Genomic DNA, 18,763 nt, shown 5'->3' on the forward strand with positions numbered 1-18,763 from the left:
GTGGATCGTGATTAGCGTGATTGAAAAGGTGCTGCTGTAGCTGAAGAACATTCGTCGTGCCGCTTAAAACTCATCGATCACTCGGGTTCGATTTCTAGTTGGTTATCAACGTTGCCTTCGCCCACAACGTTGGCCGCGACATTGGCAATCGCGTCTCGTTCGGCCGCTGAGGCGACTGGACCGCGCAGGGTGACTCGGCCCCCGTCGGTGATGATCTTGACGTTGCGACCAGCCACCGACAGGTCGTCGATTTCTAAGACGTCCGCGCGAATCTTGGCGACCTGATCGATGTCGGTCTCTTCGTTCGATTGATCAAGCGGCGTCTTCATCGAGCCGTTCGCGTCGCGCTCGTTGACCGCGGTGTTGTCAGGTTGGGTCGTGCGGTTCGCGGCGTCGTCGCACCCCGTTGCCAACGCCACAATTCCGGCCGCGAGAAGTAAAGCTCTCATATCATCCGCCTTCGGTTAGTTGCCATGGAACGAAGCAATTTCTGAGGAGGTTAAAGAACGCGGCGAGCGGCGAGGGCTTGCAGCACCTCGCCGCATTCGCTCGGACTCCGCATGAAAAGGAGTCGGACGGTCGGATAGGCAAAGGCCGTACCGTTAGGTTTTGAGCGACGTTGAGAGCCTTAGGAACCGGGAGAAGGCCCGTGTTTAATGGCGGTCGACCCTTTCTCTTTGCCTCGCTCTCCGGCGTGAGGCTCTCGCCAGCGAGCTACCACTCCGATGGCGGTCGCGCGTACAGGCTGGATCGTCGCCTTCCAGTTTCAGGCGGAATATGCTCCGGCAGGGTCGTCTCAGGAATCGACTGCTCAGAACCAATCGAGTCCCGCGGAACCGCCGCCCGGGCGCGGGGTTATACTTATTGGGAGGTCGCTAAAGGGGCGGCCCCTCTGCGTCTCGCCCGTCGGAAACCTTCGCGATGCGGTTCCTAGGAGGTCTTGCCGTCTGTCTCGTGGGCGCCGTCGCGCTGGCGGAAAAGCCCAAGGCGACTGCGGTCGCCCGGCAGATTGATGCGATGATCGCCGAAGAGATTGGCCTCAACCCCGGCGAGTTGGCGCCCCCGGTCGGCGACGCGGTTTTCCTCCGCCGGGCTCACCTCGACCTGTTGGGAACGATCCCGGCGCCCGAAGAGGTCCAACGCTTTGTCGCTTCCCAGGAGAGCCAGAAGCGGCAAGAGCTGGTTAACCAACTAACGAAGCGTCCCGAGTACGGCCTCAACCAGGCCCGCTACTGGCGCGACGTCGTCCTGTCGCGGCGGCTCGAGGACCGGTCGATCGTGGTCGCGCCGGCGATGGTCGAGGACCTGGCCCGGTGGATCAATGACGGCGAACCGTGGGACGCTATCGCCCGCCGGTTCATCACCGCCACCGGCACGGCGAGCGACAACGGCGCGACGGCGATCCTCGTTGCTCAAGACGGCCGGACCGAAGAGATCGCCGCCGAGGTTTCGCGGATCTTTCTCGGCGTGCAGATCCAATGCGCCCAGTGCCACGACCACCCGTGGGACGACTGGAAGCGCGAGCAGTTCCACGAGCTGGCGGCGTTCTTCCCCCGTGTCGGCGTCCGGCTGGTGCGCGATGTGAAGCCCTTCACGCTGAAGGTGAACGTCGCCGACCGGCCCGACTTGCCGCGTCTGCGGACCGGCGCCAACCTCAACAAGCGGGGCCGGCCCGAACACTACATGCAAGACCTCGAGCACCCCGAGGAGGTCGGTGAGCGGATCGAGCCAAGGTTCTTCTTGACGAGCCTCGAGCTGCCCGCCGGCGCCCGTGACGCCGAACGCCGCCGAGCGCTCGCGGACGACCTGACGGCGACCGACTGGTTCGCGATGGCGTTGGTGAACCGCTACTGGTCCGAGCTGGTCGGCGAAGGGTTCTATGAGCCGGTTGACGACCTCGGACCCGAGCGCGAGGCGTCGGCGCCGAAAGCGGCTGAGCGGCTGGCCGAGGCGTTCGCCACCAGCGGCTACGACCTTCGCTGGCTGCACCGCACGATCCTGGCGACCGACGCCTACCAGCGTGAGAGCCGCCCCCGCCGCACGCCCGATGAAAAGCCGTTCACGGCCAACGTCGCCCAGCCGCTCCGCGGCGACCAGCTCTTCGACGCCCTGCTGGCAGCCATCGACATCGACGAAACCCAGCTGCGGCGGATCGGCGGCGGCGGGAGGGGCTACGGCGCCGTGACGCCTCGCCTCGCGTTCGACGCCGCCTTCGGCTACGACCCGAGCGACGCCCGCTCGACCGTCCAGGCGACCATCCCCCAAGCCTTGGCGCGGATGAACACGCCCCAGCTCAACCGCGCCGTGCAGGCCATTGTCGCACGCCTTAACCGCGAGCGGGATCGCGACGCCACGGCGGTCGCACGCGATCTCTACCTGCGGACGCTCTCCCGCGAACCCACCGACGAAGAGGTCGCCATCGTCGCCGAGGTCGCCAGCAACGCGATGTGGTACGGATCGGCAATGGAAGACCTGCTGTGGGCGTTGCTGAACTCGGCGGAGTTCTCGCACCGCCGGTAGGGTCCGCTGTGCGGACCGTGGTTGGCGGCAACGTTCTTCATCACTGCAAACCTACAACGACGGTCCGCACAGCGGACCCTACAACAATGGCCACCTTCCGCCGCCAAACCAAGATCCGACTCGACCGCCGTGGCGCGATCGCCTCGCGGCGTGACTTTCTTCGCAACGTCGGCGCGGCGACCGCGGCCGGCGCGCTGCTGGGTTGGACCGACCGGGTCAGCCTCGCCGCCGAGACGCTCCGCCAACAAGGCAAGCGCTGCGTGCTGTTATGGATGGCGGGAGGCCCCAGCCAGTTTGAAACGCTCGACCCCAAGCCGGGGACTCCCTCGGCGGGTGAAGCGGGCTCGATTGTCACTTCCGTGCCCGGCATTCATCTCTCCGAGAACCTGCCCGAACTCGCCAAACAAATGGGTGAGTTGGCGGTGATCCGCTCGCTCACCAGCAAGGAGGGGAGCCACCCCCGCGCCAGCTACCTGATGCACCACGCCTCGCTGCCGATGGGCGGCGCCGATCTGCCGACTCTCGGCTCGAGCGTCGCCGAGCGTTTGTTGGCGACCGGCGCTGCTGAGCCCGACAACGCCCTGCCGAGCTTCGTCCGCATTGGCCGCACGGCGAACGCCGGTGGCGCCGGCATGCTCGGCGTCGACTTCGATCCCCTGCTGGTCGACAACCCCACGCAGCCCCCCCGCAACGCCAAGCCCGCCACGAGCGTCGCCCGCTACCGGCGACGGCTCGAACTGCTCGGTCGTCTGGAGAGCGACTTCGGCTCGGTCGAGGGCGCCGACATCGTGGCCGACCATCGCAAGCTCATCGAGTCGGCCAGCAAGATGATCCTCTCCCCCGAGATGGCCGCCTTCGACCTCGAGCAAGAGACCCCCGCGATGCGGGCAAGCTACGGCGAAGGGAAATTCGCCAACGGATGCCTCCTGGCGCGGCGGCTGCTCGAATCGGGCGTCACCTTCGTCGAGGTCACCCTCGGCGGTTGGGACACCCACGACGACAACCACACCCGCACGCAAGAACTCTGCGGCCAGTTCGATCGCCCCGCCGCCCGGCTGCTGACCGACCTCAAGGAGCGCGGGCTGCTCGACTCGACGCTCGTCATCTGGATGGGCGAGTTCGGCCGCACGCCGAGGATCAACGCCCGCAGCGGACGCGACCACTACCCCAAGGCGTTCAGCGCCTGGCTGGCCGGCTGCGGTGTGCGAGGCGGGCAGGTGATCGGCGCGACCGACGAGCGGGGCGCCAACGTCATCGAGCGGCCCGTCTCACCGCAGGACTTTTTCCAGAGCGTCTACCAAGCGCTCGGCATCGACCCGTCGCACGAGAACACCACCAGCACCGGCCGCCCCGTGAAGCTCGTCGATGGCGGCAGCGTAATCGAGGGTTTGCTTGCCTAGAGCGTGCTTCTTGTAAGCGTCGCGTTTGGTCGGGCTGCGGCTTCGCTGGGCGTCGTTGACCTGCATCGACGAAGCACCGCTTCGCCTGCTTCGGTCGCCTCGCCCAGCTCGCCTCGCCGACGACCAAATCGCTACGCTTACAAGAAGCACGCTCTAGTCGGTAGTCGGGCCGCCGGTGCCCGGCTCGGGCCCGACCCACATCTGGGGATTGTGGGCGACCTCCCAGAGGTGGCCGTCCGGGTCGGCGAAGTAGCCCGAGTAGCCGCCCCAGAAGACCTTGTGCGCCGGTTTGACCAGCGTCGCTCCGGCGGCGACCGCTTCTTCAAGCAGGGCGTCGACTTCGGCCTCCGACGCGAGATTGTGCGCCAGCGACACCCCGCGGAACCCGCCGCCAGTGGCGTCGATCTGGGCGTCCTCCGCCAACGCCTCTCGGCCGTACAGACCGAGCCACGTTCCACTGAGCGTGAAGAACGCGACGTCGTCGGTCGGCATCTCGAGGCGGGGCAGGCCTAGCCGCTCATAGAAAGCAGCCGCTACGGAGACCTCTTGGACACCGAGCGTGATCAGGCTGATCCGTGCGTCCATGTCCGCCCCTCCATGAAGGTCCTCGGAAATCGGCAATATCATCAGGGCCGGCGCGCCGGCCCTGAAGCAGCCGGGTCAGAGCCCGAGGTCAAGATAGCCGCGATCCTGCAGCCGCGTCAGCAATCGCGCCAGGTCGACCGCCTTGGCGACCCCGAGCTTGGCGAAGGCTTTCTGCTTTCGCAACTCGATGCCGCGCGTGGTCATGCCGAGCCGCTCGCCGAGTTCGCGGCTGCTGATCCCAAGAGCCGTCAGGCGGCACATCTCTTGGTCGCGATCGGAGAGCTCACGGAAGCGTGTGCTGGCGGACACCAAGTCGATCTGTTGGGTGACGTCGTTGCCGTCGTCTTGCCGGTTCAAGCGGAGCACTCCGAGGATCGCCAGTCCCGGCGACTCAAGCGCCTTCAGCGAACGTTTGTGCGAGACGATCCGGTAGAAGCAGCCGTCGGGGCAGGGACCGGAAAACTCGCATTCGACATACACGCACCCTTCCTGGAGCAGTGACGCGATCTTCTCCCCGCGCGCCGCCATGGTGGGTTCAAGGTACGACTGCGAAGTGCGGCCCACCGGCGAACCGTGGTGCGAGAAATGCCGCTGATGCGCTTCGTTGCTAAAGACGACGACCCCGTCGGAGTTCTTTAGATAGATGCATTCGTCAAACTGCGACAGGCCCGAGAAATCGGATCCGCCGCGTGACTCCTGGTCGCGGACCACACGTTCCGCCCTATCCGCAACTTCAGCGATCCGGCAGAGATGCTCAGGGCCTATCAGCCCCTCGCTCTCGTGATCGGTGTTGTCGGTGTTTGGAGTCAATCCGTTCGAGAACGGGCCCGGGTCGGCTTCCTGCATAACAATGAATGAAGTCCGTGCGTCTCTATTGGTGTTCCGGAGGATCTCTTCAAGCGGCTTCTGGGAGCGCTCGACGCTCTGCGCCCTAGGGCCCGTCGGGACAATCGAGAACTGCTGTCGACTAGTCACCGCACAAGATCCACTAGTCGTTTCTAGCTAGCGATGTGGTCGACCGCAACGCATTCAAGGGCGCAACACAATTCGTATAAGCGAATATGGGTACAAAAAAGCCTAGAAAAACGGTATTTTTTGTGAGACAGAGTCTCGTACTCCTGCCCCCAAAAAATATCTTCAGATTTGCTTTTGTTGATACCACCCGGACGAATTACGCAATTGCGCATCGTAGCGATCGCTTTTGCGTCAACCGCGGGTCGTTATACGTCAAGGTTCTTGACGTCCAACGCGTGCTTTTGAATGAACTCGCGACGCGGCTCCACCTGGTCGCCCATCAAGATGCGGAACAGCTCATCGGCGGCGGCCGCGTCGTCCATCGTTACCCGCAGGAGGGTCCGCGCCGCCGGGTCGAGCGTCGTGTCGCGAAGCTCCTCGGCGTTCATTTCGCCAAGGCCCTTGAAGCGGATGATCTGCAAGCCTCGCTCGCCGGCCGCGCGGATCGCCGCGGGAAGCCCGCGAAGGTCGTCGATGCCCGACTCGTTCTCGCCGCGACGGATGACGTAGCGGCTCGTCTCTTCGCCGGTCCGCTCTTGGGGGATCAACGAATCGATCTCGAAACCCATCTGCGAGAGGTCACCGATCAGCGTGTTGATCGTCCGCACCTCGTGCAGCTCGATGACACGCAGCCGTTTCTTGGCGGCGGCGTCGGCGGCGCCGCTCGCTTCGCCGTTGCGGGCGTCCTCGATGTCCTGTGGCCCGATAGCCGCGACGCCGAACTCGACGACCAATTCGTCGCCAACCCGCTCTTCCGTCTGGCGGATGTACTCATCGACCTCTTGGCGCGAGATGAACCAGTTCTCCTCCATGCCAAAGAAGACGTGGTAGACCGGGAGCTTGCCGCTGGTCGGGTCCTGGCGTTCGGCGTGGATCTTGAGCGACACGCCGCGGCGTTCGAGTTGCAGGAGCGAGTCTTCCATCGCGGCGAGCGTGTGGACCAGTTTGGCCATCGCCTCTCCCTCGACGCTGACGCCCCCTTCGGCTTCGAGCACGCTCTCGCCGAGGCCGAGGCTGAGGAGTTCCGACCGCATCTCTTCTTCGGTCTGCACATAGCGGGCCGGGCTCTTGCCGCGGCGCACGCGGAACAGCGGCGGTTGGGCGACATAGACGTGGCCGCGGGCGACCAGGTCGTACATCTGCCGATAGAAGAACGTGAGCAGCAGCGTGCGGATGTGCGAGCCGTCGACGTCGGCGTCGGTCATGATGACGACCCGTCCGTAGCGGCGTTTTCCGACGTCCTGCTCGGCGCCGATGCCCGCGCCGATGGCGGCGATCATGCTGCGGATTTCCTCGTTGGCGAGGACTTTGTCTTCGCGGCTCTTGTAGGCGTTGATGATCTTGCCCCGTAGCGGCAGGATCGCCTGGAACTCACGCCGCCGGCCCCCTTCGGCCGGGCCACCGGCCGAATCGCCTTCCACCAAGTAGAGCTCGCACTTATCGACTTCTTTGCTCGAGCAGTCCCGCAACTTGCCGGGAAGCGAGCCGCCGCCCAGGGCGCCCTTCCGCTCACGGATGAGCTGCCGAGCCTTGCGGGCCGACTCACGCGCCTCGGCGGCGACGAGGCCTTTGCGTAAGATCGCCTTGGCGGTTTTTGGGTTTTCTTCGAGGTGTTTCTGGAGGTACTCGCCGAACAGCGTGTTGACGATTCCCTCGACTTCGCCGTTGCCGAGCTTCGTCTTGGTCTGCCCCTCGAACTGCGGGTGCGGCACGCGGCACGAGATCACGGCGGTGAGCCCCTCGCGGAAGTCCTCGCCCGTGGGGGCGAGGTCTTTGAAGAGGTTTTCCTTCTTGCCGTAGTTGTTCAACGTCCGCGTCAGGGCGGCGCGGAACCCGCTGAGGTGCGTCCCCCCCTCGTGCGTGTTGATGTTGTTCACATAGGTGTGCACATTCTCGGTGTACTCGCCCGAGTACTGCAACGCGACTTCCAGTTCGACGCCGTCTTGCTCGCCCGAGACGTAGAGCACCTCGGGATGGACCTGTTCGCTGGCCCGATTGAGATGGACGACAAACTCGCGGATGCCGTCCTCGTACTGAAAGGTCTCCGACTCGTTGTTACGGCCGTCGGTGATAGTGATCCGGACGCCGCGGTTGAGGAACGCCAACTCTTGGAGCCGCTTCACCAGGGTCGAGTAGCTGTACTTCGTGACCTGGAAGATCTGCGGGTCGGCCTTGAAGGTGGTCTTTGTGCCCTGCTTGTCGCTCTTACCAACGCGCCGGATCGGACCCTTGGGAACACCGCGCTCGTACTCTTGATGGTGGACGGCGCCGTCGCGGAAGACCTCGACCTCGGCCCACTCGGAAAGGAAGTTGACGACCGTCACGCCGACGCCGTGCAGACCGCCGGAGGTCTGGTAGGCGCCCTTGGTGAACTTGCCGCCGAACTTCAGCACGGTCATCACGCCCTCGAGCGTGCTGACCTCGCGGTCCATCTGCTCGGAGAGCTGGGTGTGGCGCTCGACCGGGATGCCGCGGCCGTTGTCCTCGACCGTGATCGAGTCATCCGGGTTGATGATGACGGTGACGTCCGACGCGAAGCCCGCCATCGCCTCGTCGATCGAGTTGTCGACCACCTCGTACACCAGGTGGTGGAGTCCCCGCACCGTGGTGTCGCCGATGTACATACTCGGCCGTTCGCGCACGTGCTCCAGGTCGGAGAGGTGCTCGAGGTCGCCTTCGCTGTAGGTCTTATTGGGCTCGATCGCCATGTTGTCTTGTCGTTAAGCCGTTTAGGTGGCTGGGTTTCGCTTCTAAAGGAGAATCGGGAGATGCAGGGGATAGAGGGGCGAGAGCAATCAACGTCATTCTGTAGGAAGCGTCTCCGACGCCGATTTCGGATTCCTTACCGAGTACGGCATGGTGCGTGAATTCGGCGTCGGAGACGCCTCCTACAACGGATTGAATTGGCTTACGTAATTCGCCCCACTTTGAATCGCAACGCCGTGATTTTTGAATCGGGGAGGGCCGCTTGTGTGGCGGCGAGCAAACGCGGGCGGTGGAAGTTGATCTCTTGCATCACCACGTGGTTGGCGACCATCACCTCGAGCACGCCACGCTTTAGTTGGCCCACCGAGGTCATCTTCGCGATCGCCTCGTCGCCAAGGACGTCGGCCGCGACTTGCACCCAACCGGCCCGCACGGCGTCGGCGCCTTTGACGGCGGCGTAGCCATGCTTGGCGATCACCGCGGCGACAACGTCACCCGCTCGCTTCGGTCGCCGTGCGTAGAACCTTGCCCGCTCCTTCTCAGAGCGTTTGACGAGGTCTTTCAGTTTTTGAATAGCGTCGACGTCCATAATCGGGTTGCTTAGTTGTCCCTGTCGCTAATTGCGATCTCGAGCCAGCGGCATCAGCACGTAGGTGTAGCCGTCGTCGGTGAGGGCCACCGCGGCCGAGTCGCTGTCCACCAGGTCGAAGGTGAACGACTGCTCGGCGTCGAGGGTCTTGAGGAAGTCAATCACGAAGCGAGGGTCGAGCGTGATTTCGATCTTCGAGCCGTCGTAGCCGATCGGCAATTCGACGTGCGACTCGCCGACCTCGGCCGCCTGTCCGGCCAGGACGAGCGAGCCGTCGCCGAACGTGAAGTCGATGCCGCGCGACTCGTCGCTGGTGACAATCGCCGCTTGACGCACCGCGGCAAAGAACGGGCCGACCGTCAGTTCGATCTTGGCCGAGTCGCTCCGCGTCGGCACCACGTCGCGCCAGCGGGGGTAACGCCCTTCGAGCAGCCGCGTCGAGAGCGTGGCGGTGGGGGTCGCGAAGACGGCGTCGTTGGCGCGGACGGCGAACTTGGTCGGCGCCTCGTCGTCGACCAAGGTGCGGTCGATCAGCTGGAGTGAACGCATCGGGACGATGGTCGCGTCGCCGATCGGCGCCGGCTCGCCGACCTTCTCGACCGGGCCCTCCATCTTCGCGAGCCGACGGCCGTCGGTGCCGACCGCGATCAGCTGACCGTCATCGCCGATCTCGAACTTGACGCCCCCCAGGGCGTAGCGGCTCGACTCGTTGTCGGTCGCGAAGATCGTCCGGCGGATCATCTCCTTCAAGAGCCGCGTCGGCGCCTGGTAATACGCCTCGGCGTCGAAGCCAACCGCGGGGGGAAACTCCGTCGGGTTCTCGCTCGGCAGGTTGAAGCGGCTCCGCTCGCCGCGGACGAGCGTCTTGACCCCGTCGGTTTCGATGCGGAACGTCGCGTCGGAAGACTCGCGGAGGATCGCCCCAAACCGGGTGACCGGCAGCAGGACCGCCCCGGGCGCCTCGACTTCGACCCCCTCGACCTCACGGCGTATCGACACCTCCAGGTCGGTGGCGAACAGCGTCGCGGCCCCGTTGTCGGAGACCTCGAGCTTGACGTTCTGGAGGATTGGCTTGGGGCTTCGGGCCGGGGCGACGGCCGCCACGGCTTGGAAGGCGGCTTGGAGTTTGTCGCGATCGCAGTTGATCTTCATCGGTTCAACGAGAGGGTCGCGTCGGAGCGGCTCCCGTTCCCTTATTTGTTCTTAAAGAAAGCGATAGTAGTTGTAAGGCGGCGGGCGGACGTGTTGACGGCGGGCCGTTTCCGCGTCCTAAAGTCTTGAAGGGTCAGCAGTTGGTATCGACAGCGGAGCTGGGGATAAGCCGGCGCGCCAGGGTCGCCGTGGCGTTGGCGGAGCGGCGAGACACGTCGGACAAAAAGGGACGATCTCGGCGAACGACTCGAAGGGCGTCACCGAGCGCCATCCCCATGACAGGCGCGCGCCGAGTTTTCCAGGTTGCCGGTCGACTTGAGTAACGTCGACTTGAATTACGGAGTTCATGGCGCCGTCTCCGTCCGTTCGACGAGCGAGGCCGACAACTCGGCCCGGCCCAGTTTGCGGAACAGGTCGCCCAGAGCCGACCGTAGGGCGCGATTACCCGCGACCTGGCTGTCGATGCGGTTGTAGTTGTGCATGACGGTCGTGTGGTCGCGGCCCCCCAGGTAGCGACCGATCTCTTCGTAGCTGAGCGGCGTCAGCTGGCGAGCCAGATAGATCGTTACCGCTCGGGCGAGCACCACCGGCGCTTTGCGGGAGCTGCTGCGGAGCGTCCGCAGCGGCATGGCGTAGTAGCGGGCGGCCACCGCGGCGATGTCCGCCAGCGGCGTCGACGCCTCGTGGATGGTCGCGTCGTTGACGAACGAGCGGACCTCGGCCCGGGTGATCGGTTTGCGGCTGCCGAAACGGGTGTGGAGTTGCTGAGCGGCGGCGAGCACGCGGCGGGCGTCGGCCGGGAGCCAAGCGGCGAGGTCATTGGCGGCGGCGGAATCGATCTGACAACCCTCGGCCATCAATGACGCAACGAGCAACTCGCGGCGCGCCCCCGCCGCGGGGGACGCCACTTCCAGCGTCAGTCCTCCGGCCAAACGTCCGACGAGGCGGGTGTCGAGGCCGGCGATTTCGCCGAGCGGTTTGCTGGCCGTTACGACCAGGGCGGCGCCCGCCTCGCGTAGTCGGTCGGCCAGCGACGTGAGGAGTCCGATGGTGACCGGCGATTCGGCGAGGCCGTCCAGGTCTTCGACAACCAACAGCCGCAACCCGGCGAGTCGTTCGACCAACTCCGTGACGCCGCCCGCTTGTTGGCGTTCGGCGGCGATCGCCCGTTCGTAGCGGCGGCGGAGATCAACGCCGGTGAGGCTGAGCACCGCGTCGTCGCCCGCGGCGGCGGTCCAGGCGGCCGTCACGCCACTGGCGAGCAGGCTCTTGCCGCAACCGGGCGGGCCGATCAACGTGAGCGGGCTGGGATAAACCGAGACGCTGTCTTCCGCGGCGGCGATCGGAGCCGCGCCGATGAGCCGCGAGACGGCCGCCGCGACCAGTGAGTTTTCGGGGCCGGCGTAGTAGACCGATTCGGGCGTCGAGGACGCCGCGTGCGACGCCGTTTTCGCGCCGCGACCAACGACGGCGCCAGGCAGCGACAGCGGCGTGACGCGGTGGTTTTCCTGGCGAGCGGCGGGCACAGCGATCCCTGCGGCGGCGCCGCCGGCGGGGCCCTGTTGTCAGAGGCCCAACGCGCTCGGCGGAAGCCCCGGATTCTACCGCATTTTTGGCCCCAGCGGGGAGGCGCCCGCCCGCCTTCTGACAGGTCTTTTTCCGGTGGTTGAGAACCCGTCGATACCGTGTCGAAAAGGTGGCGACATTCTGTCGACAAACTCAAACGCCGAGCCCCGCCCGGATCCCCGCGTTAACCCGCGAGACCCGCTCTATCGCGACATCGATTTCCGCGTCGGTTGTCATGGCGCCGACCGCAAAGCGGACCGCCCCATCGACGAGCGTGCGCTCGAGCCCCATCGCCAGGAGCGTCGGCGAGGGTTCGCTCGAACCGCTTGCGCAAGCCGATCCGGTGCCGCAGGCGACGCCGGCGAGGTCGTACGCCATGACCAGGGCTTGGCGGTCGCCGCCGGGGAAGGCGATGCAGGTCGTATTCGGCAGGCGGGAACTCTCGGCGCCGATCACCACCGAGCCTGGCCACGATCCGCGAACGCCCCTCTCCAAGCGGTCGCGTAGGCTTCGTAAACGGCTTACGCGTTCGGCATCCCCCACCACGGCGGCCTCTAGCGCCGCGGCGAGGCCTGCGGCCAGCGGCGCCGGTTCGGTGCCCGGACGTAGCGACTCTTGCTGGAAGCCCCCGTCGAGGAGCGGCTTCGGTATCGCCCCCGGCGCCAGCAGCAGGCCGCCAATCCCAACTGGTCCGTGGAACTTGTGAGCCGTGAACGTCAGGGCGTTGACCGCCAGGTTCCGGAAGGCAACCTCCGATTTGCCAATGGCCTGGACCGCGTCGGTGTGGAAGGGGACGCCGGCGGCCCGGCTGAGGTCTGCTAACTCCGCCACGGGCTGGACGACCCCCGTCTCGTTGCTAGCGAGCATCACGCTCACCAGCCCGATCTCTTCGGCAGCCTCCGCCAGCAGCGCCACCAACTCCTCGACCCGCACGCGGCCGTCGTTGCCAACGCCGAGCCGATCGACCGCCACCCCCGCCGCCTCCAGCCGATCTGCCGTTCGCGAGACGCTCGGGTGCTCGATCGCCGAGATCGCCAGGCGCCGTTTACCAGAAGCGGCTAACAGGCCCCGGATCGCCAGGGCGTTGGCCTCGGTCCCGCCGGAGGTGAAGACCAGCCGATCGGGCGAACGGCCGGTGGGGTCGCCGCCAAGAAGGCGGATCACCCGTTCCCGGGACTCCTCCAGTACCCGGCGGGCCGCCCGGCCGGGGGCGTGCTGGCTGGCGGGATTGGCCCAGGCGGTGGCCCACGTCTCGCGCATCGCCTCCGCCGCGGCCGGCAGCAGCGGCGAGGTGGCGTTGTGGTCGAGATAAATCGGCTCAGCGGGCATAGCAGGCCAGTATACGGTCACGACCCCCCACCAGCCGCTCACCCCCCAAGTGACAGCGAGCCGGCGGGCGTTAGCCCCCGGAGTCGTGGTGGGTACCCGCTGCACTCCGGGGGCTGACGCCTCCCGGCTCGCTGGTCGCTTTTCGTTCGTCGCCGGCGACTGATCTTGCGACGAGGCGGCGCGAAGCCCTAGCGTGCGCGAAATCCCCTTACGCCCCAAGCTGGTTGCCGACCGTGTCGAACAAGCCCACGCCGTTTCAGACCTGCTACCGCCTGACGATCATGGTGGGGACGCTCGCCGTTGGTTCGATGGCGGCTTACCGCTACGGACCGGAGCCGGCGGAACTCGCCGAGCTGATCGACCGGGCCGCTTCGCTAGTGGCAGAGGTCCCCTCGCGCGGCGCGTCCGACCCCTCGGCGATGGCCCTGACCGAAGCGCCCGCCGCCGAACTCGATTTGCTCCAGCCGGCGCCCGCTCTGCCGTCGCCCCCCGTCGCGTCGAGCGACTGGCGCCATTACGACACCGCGGTGCAGCCCGCGTCGGCGCTGGCGCCGCTAGCAACTCCGTCGACGGACGCTCCTCCGCCAGCCGATTTAGAACCTCTCGAACGCGAACGGCTGACCGCCCCGCTGCTGGCCGTCGGCGCCACGCGGGCGGACGTAACCGCCTGGGGTCGCGGCGCCGCGACCGTCTATCGGGCGACCGCCTCGGCGCCCGTCGGCGAAGTCGGCGGCGGCTTAGAGCGTCAATTCGACGCGGTCGGCGAGACGCCCGAAGCGGCGGTCGCCGAACTGGCGGCCGAAATCCGCACCGCGTCGTTGCGCTAACCCGCGGCTTTGTTATTTTGGTGGGAGTCTCGACGCGATGCCGGCCGAAACGACGCCAGCCCTGTCCGACGAAGGCAACCCCGCCGGGCGTGTGGAATCGCTGCTCTGGGCGGCGCAGGACCCACTGAGCCTAAAGAAAATAGCGAGCGCCGCCGGCTTCGACGGCGTCGCCGAGGCCCGTGAAGCGCTCGCTGAATTGCGTCGCCGTCTCGCGTCGCGGCGCAGCGCCCTGGAGGTGGTCGAGGTCGCGGGCGGGCTGCGGCTTTCCACCAGGCCGGCATTCGCCCCGTGGCTCCAGCGAGTTGCGGAGCGGGCCGAAGCGGGGACCCGGCTCTCGGGCGCCGCGGCCGAAACGCTGGCAATCGTGGCTTATCGGCAGCCGGTGGTCCGCGCCGAGGTCGAGGCAATCCGCGGCGTCGGCTGTGGAGAAGTCTTGCGACAGTTGCTGGAGGTCGATTTACTGCGTATCGTCGGGCGTTCGGAGGAACTGGGTCGTCCGCTCCTGTATGGGACGACGGGCCGATTCCTAGAACTCTACGGTTTGGGTAGTCTCGAAGACTTGCCGGGCCGCGGTGAAGCCGCCGGTGGCGCTGGACCGACAACACACAACGCAGCTGACGAAAGCGCCGCCTGACTGGGCGGGGCAATTAACCTCTCCCGTTCCGCTTGACCGACTCGCCAAGAGCCGTCCCATGACGACGACCCTCACGAAAACCACCTTGACCGATCAAGACGAACTCCGCACCGATGTCGCCGCCGAAGGCCTCATCTGGGCGTACGCGCCGATCGAGGACGACGACGAGTACGAGTACGTCGACGTCTACGAGGACGACGACGAAGAAGATGATGACGATGAGGAGGAGGACGACGTCGAGGAGGAGTTCGAGGACGACGATGAATTCGAGGACGACGACGAAGAGGAAGATGAAGACGCCGAAGAAGAAGTAGAGGACGACGAAGAGGAATGGGAAGAGGTCGAAGAGGGCGAGGAAGAAGACGACGACTACGAGTATGAGTACGAGGACGAAGAAGACGACGACGAAGAGGAAGAAGACGACGAGGAGTACGAGTACGAGGACGAGTGACCCCTCGGCTCGTAGTCACCGCTGTGCGCGTCCCGCCCCTGACCCAACCCCGCGGCGGGACTCAGCCTGCCGCGGGACTCAGCCGCCGCCGCTTTCGGCTGGGTCTCAGTCCTTGAGCTGGAAGAGCCGGCTCAGCGCTTGGAGCAGCCCGTGCGGGGATCCCTCGCGGGACTCGTCGCGGAGCGATTCCATCGGCGGGTGGAGCATCTTGTTCACAAGGCGGTCGGCGAATCGCTCAATCTCCTGCCGCGCCACCGGGTCGAGGCCGGGCAGCTTGTTAAAGAGCCGCTCGAGCTCGGCTTGCTTGGGCTGATCGAGCCCTTCCCGCAGACGAGCGATCACCGGCGCCGACAGGCGGTGCCGGGCGTCGACGAAGAACCGGTCACGCTCTTCCACAACGATGCGCTCGGCCCGGGGCAGCTCGCGGCGCCGGGCGTCGCGGTTCCGCTCGCAGGCCGCCGACAGGTCGTCGATCGAATAGAGATAGACCCCCGGCTCGCGGCCGATCGCCGGGTCGAAGTCACGCGGCATCGAGAGGTCGAGCACAAACAGCGGCCGCTGCGCTCGCTTCGGCCCCACCCGGCGCCGGAACGTGTCGGCGGTCAGGATCGGTTCGCCGGCCGCCGTGGCGGTGATGACGAGGTCCGCTTCGGCGAGTTCATCCACCAAATGGTCGAGCGTTGTCGCGCGCCCCTGCCACTGCTCGGCGAGCGCCTCGGCGCGGTCGAGGCTGCGGTTGACGATGACCGGATGGCGGGCACCCTGGTCCGTTAGGTAGCGGAGCGTTTCGTCGGCCATCTCGCCAGCGCCGACTACCAGCACGCGTTTGTCGTCGAACCGCTCAAAGATCCGCGCGGCGAAATCGGCGATCGCGACGCTCGGGATACTGACGCGGTGCTTGTGCAGGTCGGTCTCGCTCGCCACGCGGCGGGCGACCCGGAGGGCCCGCTGGAAGCAGTCGTGCGTCAGCGGTCCGGCCGACTGGGCGTCGCGGGCCATCTCGTACGCTTGCTTCACCTGGGCGAGGATCTGAGGCTCGCCGAGCACCATGCTGTCGAGGCTCGCCGCGACGCGGAACAGGTGGTCGACCGCCTGCTCGTCGCGGAGCGTCATCAGGTGTGGCCGCACCTCGTCCATGCTCAGCCGACGCGAGTTGGCCAAGTGCCGGGCGATCAGCGCCGGACAGGGGGGCAGCCCGCCGTCGGCGGTCGCGGCGTAGAACTCGATGCGGTTGCAGGTCGCCAGCAGCACCCCCTCGGCGCCGGGGAGCACGTCGCGCCATTCGGTGAGGGCGGCGGCCGCCTCGTCGGGGGTGAACGCCAAACGTTCGCGGATGTCCGCCCCCGCATGGTGGTGCGAACAACCAACCATTCGAAGTTTCATGGGCGGGTTTCCTCGCTGGGGCGGTCGCTCGCCACTTCGCGGGCCTCATCGCGGGACGCAGCGCCGCCGTGGGCGGGCCCCTTCGCCGCTAGCGCAATCAACGTGATCGCCAGAAACCCGAAGGCGACCACCGTCAGATACGCGACCTTCCGCCCGCTCCGCGCTGGCGGGTAGACCCAGCGAAACGCCATCGCCACCGCGAGCCACGCCAGCATTGCCGACGACGTCACGACCACCGGGTCGGTCCACAGGGCGTAGCTGTTGGCGCCGCCCCGATTGAGCTGCGTTAAGACGAGGCCGGATAAGAACCCGCCGGCCGTGAGCCAGACCGACAGCGACAGCGAGCGGCTGCTGGCGCCCTCAAGCCATTCGAGGCTCGGCAGCGTCAGCCCGGTGAGGGGGGGCAAGCCGCGCCGCAGCCGCCAGCTCTGCACTAGGTACATGAGCCCCGCGACGAAGCCGACCGAGACCGACGCGGTGGCCGCCACCAGCAGCCAGCCATGCGCCATGCCCCAGAACCGCGACGCGTGTTCCGGGGCGATCGGCTGATCGCTCGCCGCTTGGGCGAGGCCCACCAACGCGAGCACGATCGGCAGCAAGAACAGGCCCACCGCCCAGCGCCGGTGGGCGAGCGACATCGCCAGATAAACCGCCGCCAGCGCGGCCGCGGCGATCAGGCACCACTCGGCGGGACTCGAGAGCGGCGTCGCCGACCGGCTCGCCTGCACGGCGAGGTACGCCACGTGGGCGAAGAGCCCCGCAACGGTGAACCCGACCAGCGCCCAACGTCGACCGCCGGAGAGCGTCGCCGCCAGTTGTCCCCCGCCTCTTCCCACCAGCGCAGCCGCTTCGAGGACGAGGGCTACGGAGTAGCTCGCGACAAAGCAGAAGACGGTGATACGGGAGAGGTCCATCAATAACGGTGAAGATTATTCGTAAGCGTCGCGTCGATGCCGAACCGATTGCACCGAGACGATACGCACAACGTCGGCGATTTCGTAGAGAATGCGGTAGTCGCCAACCCGCACACGCCAAACGTCATCGTATCCGGTCAGCTTCAAGCAACCGGCGGGGCGCGGATCGTCAGCGAGCCCGTCGATTTTGAACGAAACCCGGCGAAGGACTTGGCGGTCCAATCGGCCCAGATCGCGCTTCGCCGACCGCTCGATGCGGACCTCGTATCTCAAGATGCGTCCAACCCGAGCTCGCGTTTAACGTCTTCCCAGTTCTCGGTCGGTTCGCCACGCCTCGACTCGACAAGGTAGGCGTCGTAGATGTCTTCCCAGAGCTGGTGGTGGATCGCGAGGTCGATTTGAACGGCCCGCTTTTCACCCTGGTCGTCAATGACAAACGAGATGCCTGGCATTTCCATGAGGTCTTCCTTTTTCAGGAGCCGGACTTGGTCCCCGTCCCATTATCACCGTTATCAAGCCCGTAGTCCTTGATTTTCTTGTGCAGCGTGTTGCGGTTAATTCCCAGCCGCTGGGCCGCCTTGATCTGGACGCCGTCGCAGCGGCCGAGGACCTGGGCGATCACTTCCTTCTCGACCCGATCGACGACCCGGCTGTGGAGGTCGCACGCGTCGTCGTCCGCCTTGGCGAGCCCCTCCTCGACCAGTTGCACCGCGAGCGACTCGAAGTCCATCCGGCGGAACGCGCCGCGGGGGGCGTCCGACTCGCCGCGGACGATCGGCGGCAAGAGTGCGAAGGTCAGCTCGTCGCCGGTCGCCATGACCACGGCCCGCTCGATGTAGTTCTGCAACTCGCGGACGTTGCCCGGCCAGGCGTAGTCCTGCATCGCCTCCATCGCCCGCGGCTCGATGTGAACGACGTAGCGGTCGTTCTCTTCGTTGTAGGCGTTGAGAAAGTGGGTCACGAGCGCCGGGATGTCCTCGCGCCGTTGCCGGAGCGGCGGCAGCCAGATCGGCACCACGTTCAGGCGGTAGTAGAGGTCCTCGCGGAAACGCCCCTCGGCCGACTCCTCGGCCAGGTCGCGGTTGCTGGCGGCGACGACACGCGTATCGACGCGGATCGTCTGCGTGTCGCCGACCCGCTCGAACTCGCGTTCTTGCAGCACGCGGAGCAATTTGACCTGCAGCAGCGGCGTCGTGCTGTTGATTTCGTCGAGGAAGATCGTCCCCGAGTGGGCCGCCTCGAACCGGCCGGTGCGGTTGTCGATCGCCCCGGTGAACGAGCCGCGGACGTGGCCGAAGAGCTCGCTCTCCAGCAGGTTCTCGCTGAGGGCGCCGCAGTTGACGCGGACGAACGGCCGGTTGCGTCGTTCGCCCAACCGGTGCAGGGCGTGAGCGATCAGCTCTTTGCCGGTCCCCGTCTCGCCCAATAGCAACACCGACGCCCGACTCGACGCGGCTTGGCGCGTCGTTTGGTAGACCCCCTGCATCGCCTGGCTCGAGCCGATCAGGCCCGGCAGCGTGTGAGGAGCGCCGTTGAGGGGGGGAGAGAGCACGTTGGCTTCTTTATGGAACCGCCATGACGCCAAGAGCGCCAAGGCTCGCCAGGGAAGGAAGGTTGGGGGTGGGTAACTCTTTATTCGCCGTGGAGCACGTCTTCTCAGTTCCTTTGTGTGGGCCCCCCGTGGAGGCCCCAT

Annotated in this window: 18 protein-coding genes; 5 read left to right on the plus strand and 13 right to left on the minus strand. The window is 66.2% G+C overall.

What is annotated here, in order from left to right:
- Positions 1–77: 77 nt before the first annotated feature.
- Positions 78–449, minus strand: a complete 372-nt coding sequence (locus Pla108_RS07610) for a BON domain-containing protein (protein WP_146444259.1) — start codon at positions 447–449, stop codon at positions 78–80.
- 472 nt (positions 450–921) lie between these two features.
- Between Pla108_RS07610 and Pla108_RS07615 the strand changes: the two genes are divergently transcribed.
- Both Pla108_RS07615 and Pla108_RS07620 read left to right on the plus strand, forming a co-directional pair.
- Positions 922–2,520 (plus strand): DUF1549 domain-containing protein, encoded by a 1,599-nt coding sequence (locus Pla108_RS07615; protein ID WP_146444260.1) that lies wholly within the window; start codon positions 922–924, stop codon positions 2,518–2,520.
- Positions 2,521–2,606: 86 nt separating this feature from the next.
- On the plus strand, positions 2,607–3,920 hold the full coding sequence (locus Pla108_RS07620; RefSeq protein ID WP_146444261.1) for a DUF1501 domain-containing protein: 1,314 nt from the start codon (positions 2,607–2,609) through the stop codon (positions 3,918–3,920).
- 153 nt (positions 3,921–4,073) lie between these two features.
- On the opposite strand, the gene Pla108_RS07625 is transcribed toward Pla108_RS07620, so the two are convergent.
- From Pla108_RS07625 to Pla108_RS07655, 7 genes are all read right to left on the minus strand, one after another.
- Complete coding sequence (locus Pla108_RS07625; protein WP_146444262.1) at positions 4,074–4,505, minus strand: VOC family protein; 432 nt, start codon at positions 4,503–4,505, stop codon at positions 4,074–4,076.
- A 75-nt stretch (positions 4,506–4,580) separates the two neighbouring features.
- Entirely contained in the window at positions 4,581–5,351 is a 771-nt protein-coding gene (locus Pla108_RS07630) for a helix-turn-helix transcriptional regulator (protein WP_146444263.1), read from the minus strand.
- A gap of 374 nt (positions 5,352–5,725) precedes the next feature.
- A complete protein-coding gene (locus Pla108_RS07635) occupies positions 5,726–8,227 on the minus strand; it encodes a DNA gyrase subunit B (RefSeq protein ID WP_146444264.1) in 2,502 nt (833 codons plus the stop codon).
- Positions 8,228–8,427: 200 nt separating this feature from the next.
- A complete protein-coding gene (locus Pla108_RS07640; RefSeq protein ID WP_146444265.1) occupies positions 8,428–8,814 on the minus strand; it encodes a DUF721 domain-containing protein in 387 nt (128 codons plus the stop codon).
- A gap of 27 nt (positions 8,815–8,841) precedes the next feature.
- Entirely contained in the window at positions 8,842–9,966 is a 1,125-nt protein-coding gene (dnaN, locus tag Pla108_RS07645; protein ID WP_146444266.1) for a DNA polymerase III subunit beta, read from the minus strand.
- A 344-nt stretch (positions 9,967–10,310) separates the two neighbouring features.
- Positions 10,311–11,492: a DnaA/Hda family protein gene (locus tag Pla108_RS07650; RefSeq protein WP_146444267.1), complete on the minus strand. Its 1,182-nt coding sequence runs from the start codon at positions 11,490–11,492 to the stop codon at positions 10,311–10,313.
- Between the two features lie 193 nt (positions 11,493–11,685).
- Complete coding sequence (locus Pla108_RS07655) at positions 11,686–12,861, minus strand: cysteine desulfurase family protein (RefSeq protein WP_146444268.1); 1,176 nt, start codon at positions 12,859–12,861, stop codon at positions 11,686–11,688.
- A 233-nt stretch (positions 12,862–13,094) separates the two neighbouring features.
- Between Pla108_RS07655 and Pla108_RS07660 the strand changes: the two genes are divergently transcribed.
- The 3 genes from Pla108_RS07660 to Pla108_RS20925 are packed head-to-tail and all read left to right on the plus strand — an operon-like array spanning position 13,095 to position 14,773.
- On the plus strand, positions 13,095–13,688 hold the full coding sequence (locus tag Pla108_RS07660; protein WP_146444269.1) for a hypothetical protein: 594 nt from the start codon (positions 13,095–13,097) through the stop codon (positions 13,686–13,688).
- Between the two features lie 37 nt (positions 13,689–13,725).
- A complete protein-coding gene (gene scpB, locus Pla108_RS07665; RefSeq protein WP_146444270.1) occupies positions 13,726–14,322 on the plus strand; it encodes an SMC-Scp complex subunit ScpB in 597 nt (198 codons plus the stop codon).
- A gap of 58 nt (positions 14,323–14,380) precedes the next feature.
- Positions 14,381–14,773: a hypothetical protein gene (locus tag Pla108_RS20925; protein WP_197526338.1), complete on the plus strand. Its 393-nt coding sequence runs from the start codon at positions 14,381–14,383 to the stop codon at positions 14,771–14,773.
- Between the two features lie 105 nt (positions 14,774–14,878).
- On the opposite strand, the gene hemA is transcribed toward Pla108_RS20925, so the two are convergent.
- From hemA to Pla108_RS07695, 5 genes are read right to left on the minus strand one after another with little or no spacing between them, the layout of a single operon-like run.
- Complete coding sequence (hemA, locus tag Pla108_RS07675; protein WP_146444271.1) at positions 14,879–16,156, minus strand: glutamyl-tRNA reductase; 1,278 nt, start codon at positions 16,154–16,156, stop codon at positions 14,879–14,881.
- Positions 16,153–17,070 (minus strand): hypothetical protein, encoded by a 918-nt coding sequence (locus tag Pla108_RS07680; protein ID WP_146444272.1) that lies wholly within the window; start codon positions 17,068–17,070, stop codon positions 16,153–16,155. The genes hemA and Pla108_RS07680 overlap by 4 nt, the downstream gene beginning before the upstream one ends.
- 15 nt (positions 17,071–17,085) lie before the next feature.
- The gene (locus tag Pla108_RS07685; RefSeq protein WP_146444273.1) at positions 17,086–17,343 is read right to left on the minus strand and encodes a type II toxin-antitoxin system RelE family toxin; all 258 of its coding nucleotides are present in this window, start codon (positions 17,341–17,343) and stop codon (positions 17,086–17,088) included.
- Positions 17,340–17,528 carry a hypothetical protein gene (locus Pla108_RS07690; protein WP_197526339.1) on the minus strand — a complete coding sequence of 63 codons (189 nt, stop codon included), beginning with the start codon at positions 17,526–17,528 and terminating at the stop codon, positions 17,340–17,342. Before Pla108_RS07690 ends, Pla108_RS07685 begins: the two co-directional genes overlap by 4 nt.
- A gap of 14 nt (positions 17,529–17,542) precedes the next feature.
- Positions 17,543–18,556 carry a sigma-54 interaction domain-containing protein gene (locus Pla108_RS07695; RefSeq protein ID WP_231934359.1) on the minus strand — a complete coding sequence of 338 codons (1,014 nt, stop codon included), beginning with the start codon at positions 18,554–18,556 and terminating at the stop codon, positions 17,543–17,545.
- Between the last annotated feature and the right edge of the window lie 207 nt (positions 18,557–18,763).

It is taken from the genome of Botrimarina colliarenosi (genome assembly GCF_007859955.1).
GTDB lineage: Bacteria > Planctomycetota > Planctomycetia > Pirellulales > Lacipirellulaceae > Botrimarina > Botrimarina colliarenosi.